Source organism: Streptomyces sp. NPDC014870, from assembly GCF_043081505.1.
GTDB lineage: Bacteria > Actinomycetota > Actinomycetes > Streptomycetales > Streptomycetaceae > Streptomyces.
Genome location: NZ_JBIBWQ010000003.1, coordinates 500640 through 517739, shown reverse-complemented (window position 1 = coordinate 517739; position 17100 = coordinate 500640). Strand labels below are relative to the sequence as shown.

The following is a 17100-nucleotide window of genomic DNA, read 5'->3' as shown; positions in this document are numbered from 1 at the left end:
GCTCAAGGATGGCGCGTTGGGTACCACCGCACGCGCTCGTCCGTGAAGCAAGTGCTGAGCGTCCATCACGGAGAACGACCCCAGGCCTCGCCCTCTTCACGAAGGGGTGCGAGGCTTTCTGGCCCTTCCCCGGGCCGTCTGTGGGCCGACCGACAGCGGCCGACGCCGTCAGACGACGACAGTTGCCGACCGCACACCCCCTGCTCAGAGTCGGTGCACCGGGTCCCCCACAGATACCAACCCCCGGATGTGAGTTGAGGAAGTCCAGAGCTTCGGCCCAGGATGACGCACATGACACGACCGCTGCTCAACCGCAGGCTCGCCGAGTTCGGCACCACGATCTTCGCCGAGATGTCCGCGCTCGCCGCGCGGACCGGGGCGATCAACCTCGGTCAGGGCTTCCCCGACACCGACGGCCCCGAGGAGATCCGCGAGGCGGCGGTCCGCGCGCTGCGCGACGGACGCGGCAACCAGTACCCGCCAGGACCCGGCGTCCCCGAACTGCGCACCGCCGTCGCCGAGCACCAGCTGAGGCGGTACGGCCTGAGCTACGACCCCGACACCGAGGTCCTGGTCACGGCGGGCGCCACCGAGGCCATCGCCGCGTCCCTGCTCGCCCTGGTCGAGCCGGGCGACGAGGTGATCGCCCTGGAGCCGTACTACGACTCGTACGCCGCCTGCGTCGCGATGGCGGGCGGCACGCGCGTCCCGGTCACGCTCCGGCCGCACGAGGGGCGCTTCGTCCTGGACCTGGACGAGCTGCGGGCCGCCGTCACCGACCGGACCCGGCTGATCCTGCTCAACACCCCGCACAACCCCACCGGCACCGTCCTCACCCGCGCCGAACTGACCGCGATCGCCGAGCTGGCCGTCGCCCGCGACCTGCTCGTCGTCACCGACGAGGTGTACGAGCACCTGGTCTTCGACGGCGCCGAGCACCTGCCGATCGCGAGCCTGCCGGGGATGCGCGAGCGCACGGTCACCATCGGCTCGGCCGGCAAGACGCTCTCGTTCACCGGCTGGAAGGTCGGCTGGGTCACCGCGACCCCCGAGCTGACCACCGCCGTCCGGTCGGCGAAGCAGTACCTCACGTACGTGGCCTCAGGACCGTTCCAGTACGCCGTCGCCGAGGCGCTCCGGCTGCCGGACACGTACTTCGACGACCTGCGCGCCGACCTGCAGGCCAAGCGCGACCTGCTGAGCGACGGGCTCGCCGGGGCGGGCTTCGAGGTCTACCGGCCGGCCGGGACGTACTTCGTCACCACCGACATCCGCCCGCTGGGCGAGTCCGACGGCTTCGCCTTCTGCCGGGCCCTGCCGGAGCGCGCGGGCGTGGTCGCCATCCCCAACGCCGTCTTCTACGACCACCGCGCGGAGGGCGAGCCGTTCGTCCGGTTCGCGTTCTGCAAGCGCGTCGATGTGATCGAGGAGGCGGTCTCCCGGCTCAAGGGCCTCGCGGGGTAGGACTGCCGGAACAAGGGGGGCGGGTCTTCGCGCGGGTGGGTGTTTTTCGCTCCGGTGATCGCCTCGCTCGCGCGCGCCCACTCCGTGCCGCACGGATGGTCGGGTAGACCGATTTGTCGGGCTAATTCCGATTCCCGTGCGCACGGAGGTGCACCCTGTCCGCCGAGACTCTCGACCGCCCGGCGTCGACCGCCGCTGTCCGGAGCGTCCCCCGCCGGTGGGCCTCGCTGCACCGGGCCGCGCCCGCGCTCGGGCTCTTCGCGGCCGCGCGGCTGACCGGGATGCTGGTGCTCGCCGCCTGGGCCTGGCACCTCGGGCGCTCGCCCCGGGCGCTGCTGGCCACGTCCTGGGACTCCGGCTGGTACACCCGGATCGCGGCGCACGGCTACGGCCACACGCTCCACTGGCCCGACGGGGTCGTCCAGTCCGACCTGGCCTTCTTCCCGCTCTACCCGGCCCTCGTCCGCGCCGTCACCACCGTCCTGCCCGTCGAGGGCGGCACGGCCGGGCTGCTGCTGTCCTGGGCGGGCGCGGGCCTGGCGGCCTGGGGGATCTACCTGATCGGCGAGCGGCTGTACGGGCGGCGCACCGCCGTCGTGCTCGTCCTGCTCTGGGGCCTGCTGCCGCACTCGATCGTGCTGAGCATGGCGTACACCGAGCCGCTGATGACGGCCCTGGCCGCCTGGTCGCTGTACGCGCTCCTCACCCACCGCTGGCTGTGGGCCGGCGCCCTGGCCGCCCTGGCCGGGCTCTCCCGCCCCAACGGGATCGCCGTCGCGGCGGCGGTCCTCGCGGCGGCGGCGTACGAGCTGTACCGGCGCCGGGCCACCGCACGGGTGTGGGCGGGAGCCGCGCTCGCGCCGCTCGGCTGGCTCTCGTACCTGCTCTGGGTGGGCGCGCGGCGCGGCGATCTGCTCGGCGGCTACTTCGCCGTCCAGGACGGCTGGACCTCGCGCTTCGACCTCGGCAAGGGCGCGCTGGTCTTCGTCCGGGACATGCTGCGCGGGCCGACGCAGTTCGGCTTCGCGACGGCGCTGCTGTTCACCGGCGCCGGGGTGCTGCTCTTCGCGCTGCTCGCCCTGGTGGAGCGGCCGCCGCTGCCGGTCCTGGTCTACGCGGGCGTCCTGGTGCTCATCACCGTCGGCGGTTCGGGCTTCTTCGAGTCCAAGCCGCGCTTCCTGCTGCCCGCGTTCCCGCTGCTCTTCCCGCTGGCCCAGGCACTGACGAAAGCCCGGCCGAGGGCCGCGATCGTGGTGATCGCCGCCCTGGCCGGGCTCTCGTTCAGCTTCGGGGCCTACGCGCTGACGCTCGCGCGGATGGCCCTGTGAGGGTGCTCCCCGCAAGGGTGCGCCCCGTGAGGATGCCCGTGCGGGCTCAGGCCTCGTCGCCCGCGTCGCCCTCGGCGGACTTGTCCTCGGGGGCCTGCAGGCCGAACTGCTCCACGAGCCACTTGTCGAACTCGATCGAGGCGCGGACCCAGCTGACGGTCGACGACACGAAGTGCTCCAGGGCGACGCCGGTGCCGATCAGCATCTGGGCCTCACCGATGAGGCGGAGGGTGGCGGAGCCGTCCTCCTCCTCGTGCAGGTGCGTGTAGACCTTCGGCCACAGCGTGCGGCGGTTCCAGTCGTCGATCGCGTCGAGGATCCGGGCGCGGTCGTCCGCCGAGTGCGGGCGGTCGTAGAAGGTCCGCACCGAGAAGACGCTCTGGTCCCCCTCGCCGCGGAACATGAAGTACGTGCGGAATTCCTCCCACGGCGCCGCGAGGTCACCCTCGTCGTCGACGACGTACTTCAGCTCCATCTGGTCGAGGAGCTGCTTGACCAGGTCCTGGTCGGGGACGACGGGGCCCGCCGGTCCTGCGGCCTGAGGCTGGGGCTGGCCCCCGAAATTCGGAATCGAGGACGGGTCGATGCTCACCGTGAATATCCCTTCGTACGGTTGCCGCCATCCTCCCCCATGCCGGGCGGTATGGCGCAAGCCCCACCTCCCGCGATCCGCTGCGGGCTGACAAACTCGGGGCCCATGGGGGACGACATACGGGGGAAAGTGCCGCCGGTACGGCCGAAGGCATGGACGTGGGTGTGGGTCTCGGCGCTGGTGACGGTCTTCTGCGGAGGGCCGCTCGCCCTGCTGGCCTGGGCCGCGGTGGGCTTCGACGAGGCCACCGGGCCACAGCCGGTCGACTGCGCGGACGCCCTGGAATGGGCCCAGGCGACCCTGCCGGAGAACGCGGTGGAGCCCCGGTGCACCACGGCGAGCTGGCTCGACACGCAGGTCACGGCCGACTTCCGGATGCCGCGCGGCGAGGCCGCGCAGTGGCTCGCCGGGACCTACCCGGGCACGGAACCGCGGAAGCCGCAGTTCTGCGACCACGACCTGTGCGTGAACGTGCAGTACGACGGTGAGGCCGAGCCGGGCGGCCCGGTCGCGGTCGACGTGACCGTGACGTACGAGGGCGAGTCCGCCCTCGTCCATCTGCTGGCCTTCGACACCTGACCGGGCCCGTCCCCGCCCTTCCTGCGGCACCGCGCCCGTACGCCCACTGGGCCCGTACTACCGCGCCCGTACTACTGCGCCGCGCCCACGATCAGGCCGTCCTCGAACCGGTCCACCCGGACCGTGTCGCCGTCGCGGACCTCGCCCGCGAGGATCTCCTTCGCGAGCCGGTCGCCGATCGCGGTCTGGATGAGCCGGCGCAGCGGCCGGGCGCCGTAGGCCGGGTCGTTGCCCTCGTCGGCCAGCCACGCCAGGGCGGCGGGGGTGACGTCGAGGGTGAGCCGGCGCTCGGCGAGCCGGCGCGCGAGCCGGTCGATCTGGAGCTGCGCGATCCGGCCCAGCTCGCTCTTGTCGAGGGCGGAGAAGACCACGAGGTCGTCGAGGCGGTTGAGGAACTCCGGCTTGAAGCTCGCCCGGACCACCTCCAGGACCTGCCGCTTCTTCTCCTCCTCGCCGATCACCGGGTCGACCAGGTACTGGCTGCCCAGGTTGGAGGTGAGGATCAGGATGGTGTTGCGGAAGTCCACCGTCCGGCCCTGGCCGTCGGTGAGCCGGCCGTCGTCCAGGACCTGGAGCAGGATGTCGAAGACCTCCGGGTGCGCCTTCTCCACCTCGTCGAGCAGCACCACGCTGTACGGGCGGCGGCGCACTGCCTCGGTGAGCTGGCCGCCCTCCTCGTAGCCGACGTAGCCGGGGGGCGCGCCGACGAGCCGGGCGACGGAGTGCTTCTCGCTGTACTCCGACATGTCGATGCGGACCATGGCCCGCTCGTCGTCGAAGAGGAAGTCCGCGAGCGCCTTCGCCAGCTCGGTCTTGCCGACACCCGTCGGGCCGAGGAAGAGGAAGGAGCCGGTGGGGCGGTCGGGGTCGGCGATCCCCGCGCGGGTGCGGCGGACGGCGTCGGAGACGGCCCGGACAGCCTCGGACTGGCCGATCAGGCGCTTGCCGAGCTCGTCCTCCATCCGCAGCAGCTTCTGCGTCTCGCCCTCCAGGAGGCGTCCCGCGGGGATGCCGGTCCAGGCGCCGACCACGTCCGCGATGTCGTCGGGGCCGACCTCCTCCTTGACCATCGTGTCCTTCGAGACCTCCTGCTCGGCCTCGGACGCCTCCTCCAGCTCGCGTTCGAGCGCCGGGATCTCGCCGTACAGCAGCTGGGAGGCGGTGTCGAAGTCGCCGTCGCGCTGGGCGCGCTCGGCGCGCCCGCGCAGCTCGTCGAGCTGTTCCTTGAGCTCGCCGACCCGGTTGAGGGACTGCTTCTCCTTCTCCCAGCGGGCGGTCAGCCCGCGCAGCTCCTCCTCGCGGTCGGCGAGGTCGCGGCGGAGCTTCTCCAGGCGCTGGCGGCTCGCCTCGTCGGTCTCGTTCTTGAGGGCCAGCTCCTCCATGCGCAGCCGGTCCACGGAGCGCTGCAGCTCGTCGATCTCGACGGGCGAGGAGTCGATCTCCATACGGAGCCGGGAGGCGGCCTCGTCGACGAGGTCGATGGCCTTGTCGGGGAGGAAGCGGGAGGTGATGTACCGGTCGGAGAGGGTCGCGGCGGCCACGAGCGCGGAGTCGGCGATCTGGACCTTGTGGTGGGCCTCGTAGCGGCCCTTGAGCCCGCGCAGGATCGCGATGGTGTCCTCGACGCTCGGCTCGGCGACCAGGACCTGCTGGAAGCGGCGCTCCAGGGCGGGGTCCTTCTCGATCCGCTCGCGGTACTCGTCCAGGGTCGTCGCGCCCACCATGCGCAGTTCGCCGCGGGCCAGCATCGGCTTCAGCATGTTGCCGGCGTCCATGGCGGAGTCGCCGCCCGCGCCCGCGCCGACGACGGTGTGCAGCTCGTCGATGAAGGTGATGATCTGGCCGTCGCTGGCCTTGATCTCGGAGAGGACGGTCTTGAGCCGCTCCTCGAACTCGCCGCGGTACTTGGCGCCCGCGACCATCGCGCCGAGGTCGAGCGAGACCAGGCGCTTGTTCCGGAGGGACTCGGGGACGTCGCCCTTCACGATCCGCTGGGCGAGGCCCTCGACGACGGCGGTCTTGCCGACGCCGGGCTCGCCGATGAGGACCGGGTTGTTCTTGGTGCGGCGGGAGAGGACCTGGACGACGCGACGGATCTCCTGGTCGCGCCCGATGACCGGGTCGAGCTTCCCCTCGCGCGCGGCGGCCGTGAAGTCCGTGCCGAACTTCTCCAGCGCCTTGTACTGACCCTCCGGGTCGGGTGTGGTCACCCGGCGTCCTCCCCTGCTCTTCTCGAACGCGTCGAGCAGCCGCTTCGCGCCGGCCCCCTGCTGGGCCAGCACGTCGCCCGCCGGTCCGCCCTTCGCCGCGATCCCGATGAGCAGGTGCTCGGTGGAGATGTAGTCGTCCCCGAGCTCCTTGGCCTGCTTCGCCGCGTCGGCGATGACGGCGAGCAGCTCACGGTTGGGCTGCGGCGGCGCGACCGTGGACCCGGTCACGCTGGGCAGGGCGGCGAGCAGCCGCTCCGCTCCGGACCGTACAGCGGCCTGGTCGGCCTCGACGGCGGCGAGCAGGTCGGTGATGTTCTCGTTCTCCTGACCCGCGAGGAGCGCGAGCAGAAGATGGGCGGGGGTCAGGTCGGCGTGCCCGTCGGACACGGCGCGGCTGGTCGCCGCGTTGAGCGCGTCCCGGCTCCTGTTGGTCAGTTCGGCGTCCACGTGCGCTGTCTCCTCCTCGGCGTGCGCTGTACACATTCCTATGACTCATCCAGCGTACACAAAGTTGAGTCTATTCCGCTCAAGGTGTCGCACAGGGCTCTGCCGCGGGTAGGTTCCGGGCATGGCGACTGACCCGAGGAACCCGGACGACTCGTATCTCAGCTTCTGGCGCGAGTACCACATGTGCACCCTGACCACCCCGCGCGCGGACGGCACCCCGCACGTGGTGGCGGTGGGCGTGACGTACGACCCCGAGGGCGGCGAGAACGGCATCGCCCGGGTCATCACCAACAAGCACAGCCACAAGGTCGCCAACGTGCTCGCGGCGGGCGCGGAGGGCGCGCGGGTGGCGGTCTGCCAGGTGGACAAGGGCCGCTGGGCGACCCTGGAGGGCGTGGCGCGGATCCGGACGGAGCCGGAGGTCGTCGCCGACGCGGTGGACCGCTACGCGGCGCGCTACAACCGGGTCCCGGCGCCGAACCCGGACCGGGTGGTCATCGAGATCGCGCTCACGCGGGCCATGGGGCGGGCGTGACGCGCGGCGACGGTGCCTTACGCGCACAGCACAGCGGCGCCATCGCGTTTCAGGTCCGCGATGGCGCCGCTGTGTGGGGGAAGTACCTGAGCGATCTTGAACGACGGGGGAACCGCTCAGGCACTGCGGGGGGTGGCGGTGATGGTCTCGGTCTCCACCAGCTGATGGTCACGCTGGTCGAGATTGACGAAAATCATGCCGTAACGGATGGCACACCGGACGGGCTGTGGGGCGCCACGGGGCTTCCGGAGGCATCGGTAGGCTCGGATGTCCTCGTCGTCCCCGCGCCTGATGATGATCGGCTCCCCGAAGAGGGTGACCATCAACGAATCGCCACCGTGCGGCACGGCTGTGACGAGGTCGATGAAATGCCACCCGGAACGGTAGGCAGCCGCCATCTCACGGCGGAAACGAGAGTCGTCGGGAACGTTCATGCGCCGACGAGGGACCAGCCGGGATCGTTCACGGCGGCCGGCGCGGCCGACCAGCCCGGGTCGGCGACCGTGGAGACCTGCGCGGCCACCGGCTCCGAGTGCCAACCGGGATCCTGTACCGCACCCAGCGCTCCCACTGTGGCGGCCGCGATGAAGGCGACTCCGGCCACCGCGCGTATGAGCTTCTTCATCATCACCGAGCAACCTCACTTGAAGATATGTCTTCTCCAACCCCCCGCGAGTAAGACGATGGCTTACTCTCTGCGCTTCCACCACCAAACCCATGCATCATGTTCCTGAGATGCAGGAGCCTGGGGGTGTACATATGCAGAAACAACCGGACGAATCCGGCCACCCCCATTCGCATGCAGAGTTGTGCAAGGCAGGCGCCGAGCTGTACGCCAGCGCTCTGCGGACGGGACGAATACCCCGGTCAGAGGCTGTCGAGACGCCTTGCCTGCTCGATCTGTCGCTGCTCCACCCGGACCCGGACGACGCCCAGTGGATGCGCCCGATCCCGCCCTCGTCCGCGCTCGCGCAACTCCTGCAGCCCATCGAGCGCGAGATCCTGGAGCGCAGACGGCTGACCGTCGCGCTGTCCGACGCTTTCGAGCCGTTCATGTCCATCACGGCCCAGGACCAGCCGTCCACGCACGCCATCACCGTCCTGGAGGGCATCAGCCGGATCAACGCCACCCTCGACCGGGTGGTCGCCAACTGCCGGCAGGAACTCCTGACCGTCCAGCCCGGCGGAGGCCGGCCCGCGCACGCGCTCGCGGAGGCGCTGCGCAGGGTCTCCCCGCTCCTGGGCCGCGGCATCAACATGCGGACGCTCTACCAGCACACCGCCCGCCACACCGAACTCACCCTCACCTACCTCGAACACGTCGGTCCCGAGGTGCAGGTCCGCACGCTGGAAGAGATCATCGACCGGCTGATCATCGTCGACCGCGAGGTGGCCTTCATCCCCGCGCGCAGCGACCGCCAGGTCGCCCTGGAGCTGCGCCACCCCGGCATCGTGGCCTACCTCGTCGGCGTCTTCGACCAGTTCTGGCAGCTCGCGGTCCCGATCCGCGAGGAGATCCCGTACGACATCAAGACCGACGGCATCAGCGGGATCCAGCGCTCCATCGCCCAGCTCCTCGTCGAGGGCCACGTCGACGAGGCCATCGCGCGCCGCCTCGGCATGAACGTCCGCACCTGCCGGGCCCACATCGCCAAGCTCGCCTCCGCCCTCGGCAGCGGCAGCCGCGCCCAACTCGGCTACCTCATCGCACAGTCCGGTCTTCTGGAGCAGGAACACTGACCTTGTACGTACAGATCGACCTCGACGGCCCCGCCGGCACCCTGCGCGTCTCCGGGCACGAACTGCCCACCGTGGAACTGGTCCGCGCCCCCGGCGAGGAGCCCGACCCGCTGATCCCGATCGGCACCCGCGCCGCCGCCCGGCTCACCCTCACCGTCGACGGGGCGCCCGCCCGCCTCAAGCCCGGCCGCGGGAGGCTGCTGCGCCGCTCCTACCGCGTCGACGCCGTGGTCGCGGGCACCCGCTACCGGCTCGTCCCCTGCTCGTACGTGGAGAGCCGACTGCTGCGCGACGGACGGCCGCTGGGGATCTTCGAGTCCAGCGGTGACGGCGCCGTGGACGAGGACTGGGCCGAGGGCGCCGAACCCACCGCGCTGGACCGGTCCGTCGGCGCCGCGCTCGCCGCCGCGTTCGGCACGGGAGGGGCGCCCTGGTGGGACACGACGGGGAACATCGTCGCCGAGCTCATCCCGTAGAACCCGTCCCCGTGGCCGGCGCTCTCCCGGGTACGCCGAAGCCCCCTCCGCGGTCCGCGGAGGGGGCTTCGTGCGCGATCGGGAGCGCTACTCGCCGGTGCGCTTCGGGCGCCAGACGACGAGCGCGCTCGCCTGCTGCACGTCCTGGTACGGGACCAGGTCGCGCCGGTACGAGGCGTGGACCTGCGCCTCGCGCTGGCGCATCGCCGAGGCGGCGCCCTCTACGGCCGCCGACAGTTCGGCGACGCGCTGCTGGAGCGCCGCCACCTGGTTCTCCAGCTCGATGATGCGCTTGATGCCCGCCAGGTTGATGCCCTCGTCCTGCGACAGGGCCTGCACCGTGCGGAGCAGCTCGATGTCGCGCGCCGAGTAGCGCCGGCCACGGCCCGCCGTGCGGTCGGGCGAGACCAGGCCGAGGCGGTCGTACTGACGCAGGGTCTGCGGGTGCAGGCCCGAGAGCTGGGCCGCCACCGAGATGACGTACACCGGCGTCTCGTCGGTCAGTTCGTACGGATTGCGGCTGCGTCCCGGTCGGCTGTCCATCGGGTCAAGCTCCCTTCGCGGCCTGGAACAACTCTGCCCTGGGGTCCTCGCCCGCCGTCGCCTGACGGTAGGTCTCAAGGGCCTCGCGGGCCTTGTCGTCGAGCTCCTTGGGCACCGCGACCTCCACCGTCACCAGCAGATCGCCGCGCGTCCCGTCCTTGCGGACCGCGCCCTTGCCGCGGGCGCGCATGGTCCGGCCGTTGGGCGTGCCGGCCGGCAGCTTCAGCGTCACCGCAGGGCCGCCCAGCGTCGGCACCTTGATCTCGCCGCCGAGCGCCGCCTCGTCGAAGGTGACGGGCACGGTGACGGTCAGGTTGTCGTCCTTGCGGCCGAAGACCGGGTGGGCGTCGACATGGACGACGACGTACAGGTCGCCGTTCGGCCCGCCGCGCTCGCCCGGGGCGCCCTTGCCGCGCAGCCGGATCCGCTGCCCGTCGGAGACCCCGGCGGGGATGCGGACCTGCATGGTGCGCGAGGACTTGGCCCGGCCGCTGCCCTTGCAGATCTCGCAGGGGGTCTCGGCGATCAGGCCGCGGCCCTTGCAGTCCGCGCAGGGGTCGGTGAGCGAGAAGCCGCCGCCGCTGCCGCGCGAGACCTGGCCGGTGCCGACACAGGTCGGGCACACCCGGGGCGTGCCGTTCTTGTCACCGGTGCCCGAACAGGCCTTGCAGGGCGCCTGGGAGGACATCCGCAGCGGCACCGTCGCGCCGTCCACGGCCTCGGTGAAGCTGAGCGTCACCTCGGACTCGATGTCCTGGCCGCGGCGCGGCTGCGTGCGCGTGCCCGCGCCGCCGCCCGCGCCCCGGCCGAACATGCCGCCGAGGACGTCGCCGAGGCCGCCGCCGAAGCCACCGGCCCCGCCCGCGCGGCCGGGGCCCTGGGCGCCCCCGAAGAGGTCGCCCAGGTCGAAGTTGAACGATCCGCCCTGCCCGCCGGGGCCGGCCCGGAAGCCGCCGTTGCCGAACAGGGCGCGGGCGTCGTCGTACTCCTTGCGCTTCTTGGGGTCGCCGAGGACGTCGTTCGCCTCGGAGATCTCCTTGAAGCGCGCCTCGGCGCTCGTGTCGCCCTTGTTGGCGTCCGGGTGGTTCTCGCGGGCGAGCTTCCGGTACGCCTTCTTGATCTCGGCGTCGGTGGCGTCCTTGGGGACGCCGAGAACCTTGTAGTAGTCCTTCTCGACGAAGTCCTTCGTGCTCATCGACGTCCCTCCTCCCGGACGATCTTCGCGCTAGCCCGCAGGGTGCGCGACCCAACTCCGCGTGGGCTCGCGACGCCCGGCACGCACATCTGCCGCGTTGTCGTCAGTCGCCGACGCTCCGCGTCGACTCCCTCCTCCGCCTTGCAGCTGCACGCACCAGACGCCGCTCCCTCATCCACGCGGAGTCGTGTCACACACCCTCCTCGGAGCCACCGCTCTCCTCGTCTGCCGACTTCTCTTCCTTCGCGGCCGGCGTCGCCCCGGGCTGGGGCTCGGCCACCGCGACACGAGCGGGCCGGATGGTCCGCTCGCCGATCCGGTACCCCGGCTGCAGGATCGCCACGCAGGTCGTCTCGGTGACGTCCGGCGCGTAGCTGTGCATCAGGGCTTCGTGGATCGTCGGGTCGAAGGGCTCGCCCTCCTTGCCGAACTGCTGCAGCCCCATCTTGGCGGCCACCGTCTCCAGCGACTCGGCGACCGACTTGAAGCCGCCCACGAGTTCGCCGTGGTCCCGGGCCCGACCGATGTCGTCGAGCACGGGCAGCAGCTCCGTCAGGAGGCCCGCGACCGCGATCTCCTTGACGGTGACCCGGTCACGCTCCACCCGCCGACGGTAGTTCTGGTACTCGGCCTGGAGCCGCTGGAGGTCTGCGGTGCGCTCGCCGAGCGCGCTGCGGACCTGGTCCAGCTGGGCCGTCAGGCCGGCCGTCTGTGCGGCGTCCCCGGCCGGGGCCGCCGAGCCCTCCTCCGCGGAGGGGGTCTCGGCGGTCTCGGCGGCGTCGTCGGCGCCGGAGGGGACGTCGGGCTTCTCCTCGAAGCCCGGGGTCTCCTCCGTCATCAGACAGCGCCGCCCTTCGCGTCACCGGGCTTCTCGTCGTCGACGATCTCGGCGTCCACGACGTCGTCGTCGGCCTTGGCGTCGCCCTGCGGGGCATCGCCGGGCGCGCCCTGCGCGGCCTGGGCGTCGGCGTACATGGCCTGGCCGAGCTTCTGGGAGACGGCCGCGACCTTCTCGGTGGCGGTACGGATCTCCGCGGTGTCCTCGCCCTTGAGCTTCTCCTTCAGCTCGGCGACGGCGGTCTCGACCTCGGTCTTGACCTCACCGGGGACCTTGTCCTCGTTGTCCTTGAGGAACTTCTCCGTCTGGTAGACGAGCTGCTCGCCCTGGTTGCGGGTCTCGGCGGCCTCGCGGCGACGGTGGTCCTCGTCCGCGTACTGCTCGGCCTCCTGGCGCATCCGGTCGACCTCGTCCTTCGGCAGCGAGGAGCCGCCGGTGACGGTCATCTTCTGCTCCTTGCCCGTCCCCAGGTCCTTCGCGGTGACGTGCATGATGCCGTTGGCGTCGATGTCGAAGGCGACCTCGATCTGCGGGACGCCACGCGGCGCCGGCGGCAGACCAGTCAGCTCGAACATGCCGAGCTTCTTGTTGTACGCCGCGATCTCGCGCTCGCCCTGGTAGACCTGGATCTGCACGGACGGCTGGTTGTCCTCGGCCGTCGTGAAGATCTCGGACCGCTTGGTCGGGATCGTGGTGTTGCGCTCGATGAGCTTGGTCATGATGCCGCCCTTGGTCTCGATACCGAGGGACAGCGGGGTCACGTCGAGGAGCAGGACGTCCTTGACCTCACCCTTGAGGACACCGGCCTGCAGGGCGGCGCCGATGGCGACGACCTCGTCCGGGTTCACACCCTTGTTGGCCTCCTGGCCACCGGTCAGCTCCTTGACGAGCTCGGCGACGGCCGGCATACGGGTGGAGCCACCGACGAGAACGACGTGGTCGATCTCGGACAGGTTGATGCCCGCGTCCTTGATGACGTTGTGGAACGGCGTCTTGCAGCGCTCCAGGAGGTCGGCCGTGAGCTGCTGGAACTGCGCCCGGGTGAGCTTCTCCTCCAGGTGCAGCGGGCCCTCGGCGGAGGCCGTGATGTACGGCAGGTTGATCGAGGTCTCGGTGGAGGACGACAGCTCGATCTTCGCCTTCTCCGCGGCCTCGCGGAGACGCTGGAGAGCCATCTTGTCCTTGGCCAGGTCGACGCCGTGACCGTTGGCGAACTGCTTCACCAGGTAGTCGACGACGCGCTGGTCCCAGTCGTCACCACCGAGGTGGTTGTCACCGTTGGTGGCCTTCACCTCGACGACGCCGTCGCCGATCTCCAGGAGGGACACGTCGAAGGTGCCGCCACCGAGGTCGAAGACGAGGATCGTCTGGTCGTCCTTGTCCAGGCCGTAGGCCAGGGCGGCCGCGGTCGGCTCGTTGACGATGCGCAGGACGTTGAGGCCCGCGATCTCACCGGCCTCCTTGGTTGCCTGACGCTCGGAGTCGTTGAAGTACGCCGGGACGGTGATGACCGCGTCGACGACCTTCTCGCCCAGGTACGCCTCGGCGTCGCGCTTCAGCTTCTGCAGGATGAAGGCGCTCATCTGCTGCGGGTTGAAGGACTTGCCGTCGATGTCGATCTTCCAGTCGGTGCCCATGTGGCGCTTGACCGACCGGATGGTCCTGTCGACGTTGGTGACCGCCTGGCGCTTGGCGACCTCGCCGACGAGCACCTCACCGTTCTTCGCGAAAGCGACGACGGACGGCGTGGTCCTGGCGCCCTCGGCGTTGGTGATGACGGTGGGCTCGCCGCCTTCCAGAACGCTGACGACGGAGTTAGTCGTGCCCAGGTCGATGCCGACCGCACGTGCCATTTCGATTCCTCCAGCTGACTGCTGACTACCGACTTACTTGAGTGGAACTGACTCAAGGATGCACGACGAGATCGAGTGCGTCAACAGACCTGAGTGGAGCCGACTCAACTCTTCGTCCTGAGGCTCACTCAAAGAGGTGGCGGGGGCGCGTCGGTCCACGGCTCGAGGCCGTACGGCGTGAGAGAGTCCGGGATGCCCTCACAGGGCAAAGCGGGCGTAGCGGTCACATGCGCATACACCCGTACATCCATACACCCCGAATATCCCATGAATGCCACGTGAGCGAACGTCACCCGAAAGGGCGTGGGGAAGCGTCATGACGGCCAAGCGCGCACTCGACCTCTTCGGCGGACTGATCCTGCTGGCCCTCCTCTCCCCACTGATCGCCGCCGTCGCCCTCTCGGTCGCACTCGCGACCGCGGGACCGGGCGGGGTGCTGCGCCGCAGGACCGTCGCCGGCCGGCACGGGCAGCCCTTCACGATGGCGACCTTCCGCACGAAGAGCCCCCTGGCCGCGCTCCCGCTCCTCGCACATGTCGTACGGGGCCAGATGTCCCTGGTCGGCCCGTGCCCCCTCACCCCCGGCCACCGCGAGTGCGTCGGCGAGTCCCGGCGCCGGCTCTCGGTGCGCCCGGGCATGACCGGGCTCTGGCAGATCAGCGGGCGCTCGGAGCTGCCCTGGGAGGAGCGCGAGCTGCTCGATCTCCACTATGTGGACCACCACTGGCTCGGAATGGACCTGGCCATCCTGGCGCGTACGCTTCCAGCAGTCCGCCGACGTCGCGCGGCGAGCGGCCCCACGGCCGGGCGGACCCGCCCGGCAAGGCTTGCCTGAGCGACACAGATCACCGCAGGCGCCGCTACAGCGCGGAGCCGTGAAGGGGTAATCTCGGCACGGACTGAATAAGTTACCGCTTAGTAGCGCCATGCTCAGTAGCGTCGCACTCGCCACACTGGAGAGTGCGGGCGCTCCGCCTCGCAGGCCCGCCCGAGGAGCCCCTCATGCAACTCGCCGCGATCATCGTGTCGATCGCCATCACGGTGGTGGCCGTCGCGCTGTTCGGCCGCGCCACCGCGCAGATCTACCGCTTCGTGATGCTCGGCCAGCCCGTGCCCGCGGGCACGCGCACCGGCGACCCGAAGCAGCGCACCATCACGCTGGTCAAGGAGTTCCTCGGCCACACACGCATGAACCGCTGGGGCGTCGTCGGCGTGGCGCACTGGTTCGTGGCGGTCGGCTTCTTCTCGCTGCTGCTGACGATCGTCAACGCCTTCGGCCAGCTCTTCCAGGCCGACTGGCTGATCCCGATCATCGGCGACTGGCTGCCGTACGAGATCTTCACCGAGTTCCTCGGCCTGATGACGGTCCTCGGCATCGTGACCCTCATCGTGATCCGGCAGCTCTCCAAGCCGACCAGGGCGGGCCGCAAGTCGCGCTTCGCGGGCTCCAAGACCGGCCAGGCGTACTTCGTCGAGGCCGTCATCCTCATCGTCGGCGTCTGCATCATGACGCTGCGCGCCCTCGAGGGCGTCCAGCACCACGTGACCAGCTGGGAGCCGGGCTTCTTCGCCTCGTACCCGCTGATCGCGCTCCTCGACGGCCTGGACCTCTCCACGATCCAGCAGCTCACCTACTTCTTCGCGGCGCTGAAGATCGTCACGTCCTTCACCTGGATGATCACGGTCTCGCTGAACACCAACATGGGTGTCGCCTGGCACCGCTTCCTCGGCTTCCCGAACATCTGGTTCAAGCGGAACGCCGACGGCTCCACCGCCCTCGGCGCGCTCCAGCCGATGACGACGGGCGGCAAGGAGATCGACTGGGAGGACCCGGCCGAGGACGCCGTCTTCGGTGTCTCCCAGGTCGAGCAGTTCTCCTGGAAGGGCATCCTCGACTTCTCCACCTGCACCGAGTGCGGCCGCTGCCAGTCGCAGTGCCCCGCCTGGAACACGGGCAAGCCGCTCTCCCCCAAGCTCCTGATCATGTCGCTGCGCGACCACGCGCACGCCAAGGCCCCGTACCTGCTGGCCGGCGGCGGCAAGACGATGGAGGGCGAGGAGAAGGCGTCCGAGGAGCAGCTGGCCGGCGTGCCCGCCGCCGCCCTCGCGGAGGCCGAGCGCCCGCTGATCGGCACCGCCGAGGAGAACGGCGTCATCGACCCGGACGTGCTGTGGTCCTGCACCACCTGCGGTGCGTGCGTCGAGCAGTGCCCGGTCGACATCGAGCACATCGACCACATCGTCGACATGCGCCGCTACCAGGTGATGATCGAGTCCGCCTTCCCGTCGGAGGCCGGCACGATGCTCAAGAACCTGGAGAAGAAGGGCAACCCCTGGGGCCTGGCGAAGAAGCAGCGCGTCGAGTGGACCAAGGAGGTCGACTTCGAGGTCCCGATCGTCGGCAAGGACGTCGAGGACCTCACCGAGGTCGACTACCTCTACTGGGTCGGCTGCGCCGGCGCCCTGGAGGACCGGGCCAAGAAGACGACGAAGGCCTTCGCGGAGCTGCTGCACATGGCGGGCGTCAAGTTCGCGATCATGGGCGGCGAGGAGAAGTGCACCGGTGACTCGCCGCGCCGCCTGGGCAACGAGCCGCTGTTCCAGCAGCTCGGCCAGGAGAACGTCGCGATGCTGAGCATGGCGTTCGGCGAGTCCCTCGACGAGGACGGGGGGGTGGACGAGTCGACGAAGAAGCCGAAGTCGGCGAAGAAGATCGTCGCGACCTGCCCGCACTGCTTCAACACGATCGCGAACGAGTACCCGCAGCTGGGCGGCGAGTTCGAGGTCATCCACCACACGCAGCTGCTCCAGCACCTCATCGACGAGGGCAAGCTGATCCCGGTGACCCCGGTCGACGGCCTGATCACCTACCACGACCCGTGCTACCTGGGCCGCCACAACAAGGTCTACACGCCGCCGCGCGAGATCATGACGGCCGTCCCCGGCCTGCGCCAGCAGGAGATGCACCGCCACAAGGAGCGCGGCTTCTGCTGTGGCGCCGGTGGCGCGCGGATGTGGATGGAGGAGCGGATCGGCAAGCGCATCAACAACGAGCGCGTCGACGAGGCCCTGTCCCTGAACCCCGACATCGTCTCGACGGCCTGCCCGTTCTGCCTGGTCATGCTCACGGACTCGGTCAACGGCAAGAAGAACGAGGGCAAGGCGAAGGAGTCCGTCCAGGTCGTGGACGTGGCCCAGCTGCTGCTCGAGTCGGTGAAGACGAAGCCGGAGGACGCCGAGGGAACGGCGGACGAGCCGGAGCCGGTGTCGGCGGAGTAGGACCCGGTACGCAGACACGGC

16 protein-coding genes are annotated in these 17100 nt (G+C 70.4%); 8 read left to right on the top strand and 8 right to left on the bottom strand.

The annotated features are described in order from the left end of the window. The first annotated feature begins 282 nt into the window (after positions 1-282). Positions 283-1464, top strand: a complete 1182-nt coding sequence (locus ACF09C_RS11015; RefSeq protein WP_392091041.1) for a pyridoxal phosphate-dependent aminotransferase — start codon at positions 283-285, stop codon at positions 1462-1464. 227 nt (positions 1465-1691) lie between these two features. Next, positions 1692-2792, top strand: a complete 1101-nt coding sequence (locus ACF09C_RS11010; protein WP_392091413.1) for a glycosyltransferase family 39 protein — start codon at positions 1692-1694, stop codon at positions 2790-2792. Positions 2793-2838: 46 nt separating this feature from the next. On the opposite strand, the gene ACF09C_RS11005 is transcribed toward ACF09C_RS11010, so the two are convergent. Further along, entirely contained in the window at positions 2839-3384 is a 546-nt protein-coding gene (locus tag ACF09C_RS11005) for a YbjN domain-containing protein (protein WP_392091040.1), read from the bottom strand. Positions 3385-3489: 105 nt separating this feature from the next. Between ACF09C_RS11005 and ACF09C_RS11000 the strand changes: the two genes are divergently transcribed. Further along, a complete protein-coding gene (locus tag ACF09C_RS11000; RefSeq protein WP_392091039.1) occupies positions 3490-3963 on the top strand; it encodes a hypothetical protein in 474 nt (157 codons plus the stop codon). Between the two features lie 71 nt (positions 3964-4034). On the opposite strand, the gene clpB is transcribed toward ACF09C_RS11000, so the two are convergent. Then, positions 4035-6620 carry an ATP-dependent chaperone ClpB gene (clpB, locus tag ACF09C_RS10995; protein ID WP_392091412.1) on the bottom strand — a complete coding sequence of 862 codons (2586 nt, stop codon included), beginning with the start codon at positions 6618-6620 and terminating at the stop codon, positions 4035-4037. A gap of 121 nt (positions 6621-6741) precedes the next feature. Here clpB and ACF09C_RS10990 point away from each other — a divergent pair, with 121 nt between their 5' ends. Further along, positions 6742-7155, top strand: a complete 414-nt coding sequence (locus ACF09C_RS10990; protein WP_362415039.1) for a pyridoxamine 5'-phosphate oxidase family protein — start codon at positions 6742-6744, stop codon at positions 7153-7155. A 116-nt stretch (positions 7156-7271) separates the two neighbouring features. On the opposite strand, the gene ACF09C_RS10985 is transcribed toward ACF09C_RS10990, so the two are convergent. Continuing rightward, complete coding sequence (locus ACF09C_RS10985) at positions 7272-7589, bottom strand: (2Fe-2S)-binding protein (RefSeq protein WP_362415041.1); 318 nt, start codon at positions 7587-7589, stop codon at positions 7272-7274. Beyond that, positions 7586-7780, bottom strand: coding sequence for a hypothetical protein (locus ACF09C_RS10980; RefSeq protein ID WP_392091038.1), 195 nt, complete (start codon positions 7778-7780; stop codon positions 7586-7588). The genes ACF09C_RS10985 and ACF09C_RS10980 overlap by 4 nt, the downstream gene beginning before the upstream one ends. Positions 7781-7914: 134 nt before the next feature. Here ACF09C_RS10980 and ACF09C_RS10975 point away from each other — a divergent pair, with 134 nt between their 5' ends. Together ACF09C_RS10975 and ACF09C_RS10970 are read left to right on the top strand one after the other, a co-directional pair. Continuing rightward, positions 7915-8895, top strand: coding sequence for a helix-turn-helix transcriptional regulator (locus ACF09C_RS10975; protein WP_362415045.1), 981 nt, complete (start codon positions 7915-7917; stop codon positions 8893-8895). A gap of 2 nt (positions 8896-8897) precedes the next feature. Continuing rightward, positions 8898-9371, top strand: a complete 474-nt coding sequence (locus tag ACF09C_RS10970; RefSeq protein ID WP_392091037.1) for a hypothetical protein — start codon at positions 8898-8900, stop codon at positions 9369-9371. 87 nt (positions 9372-9458) lie between these two features. On the opposite strand, the gene ACF09C_RS10965 is transcribed toward ACF09C_RS10970, so the two are convergent. From ACF09C_RS10965 to dnaK, 4 genes are all read right to left on the bottom strand, one after another. Next, positions 9459-9914 carry a heat shock protein transcriptional repressor HspR gene (locus ACF09C_RS10965; protein WP_361956939.1) on the bottom strand — a complete coding sequence of 152 codons (456 nt, stop codon included), beginning with the start codon at positions 9912-9914 and terminating at the stop codon, positions 9459-9461. 4 nt (positions 9915-9918) lie between these two features. Further along, the gene (gene dnaJ, locus ACF09C_RS10960) at positions 9919-11109 is read right to left on the bottom strand and encodes a molecular chaperone DnaJ (protein WP_392091036.1); all 1191 of its coding nucleotides are present in this window, start codon (positions 11107-11109) and stop codon (positions 9919-9921) included. A 190-nt stretch (positions 11110-11299) separates the two neighbouring features. Beyond that, positions 11300-11947: a nucleotide exchange factor GrpE gene (gene grpE / locus ACF09C_RS10955; RefSeq protein WP_392091035.1), complete on the bottom strand. Its 648-nt coding sequence runs from the start codon at positions 11945-11947 to the stop codon at positions 11300-11302. After that, a complete protein-coding gene (gene dnaK / locus ACF09C_RS10950; RefSeq protein ID WP_362415054.1) occupies positions 11947-13800 on the bottom strand; it encodes a molecular chaperone DnaK in 1854 nt (617 codons plus the stop codon). Before dnaK ends, grpE begins: the two co-directional genes overlap by 1 nt. A gap of 316 nt (positions 13801-14116) precedes the next feature. On the opposite strand from dnaK, the gene ACF09C_RS10945 reads away from it, so the two are divergent. Together ACF09C_RS10945 and ACF09C_RS10940 are read left to right on the top strand one after the other, a co-directional pair. Continuing rightward, positions 14117-14635, top strand: coding sequence for a sugar transferase (locus tag ACF09C_RS10945; RefSeq protein ID WP_392091034.1), 519 nt, complete (start codon positions 14117-14119; stop codon positions 14633-14635). Positions 14636-14802: 167 nt separating this feature from the next. Next, complete coding sequence (locus tag ACF09C_RS10940; protein WP_392091033.1) at positions 14803-17079, top strand: (Fe-S)-binding protein; 2277 nt, start codon at positions 14803-14805, stop codon at positions 17077-17079. Positions 17080-17100: the final 21 nt, after the last annotated feature.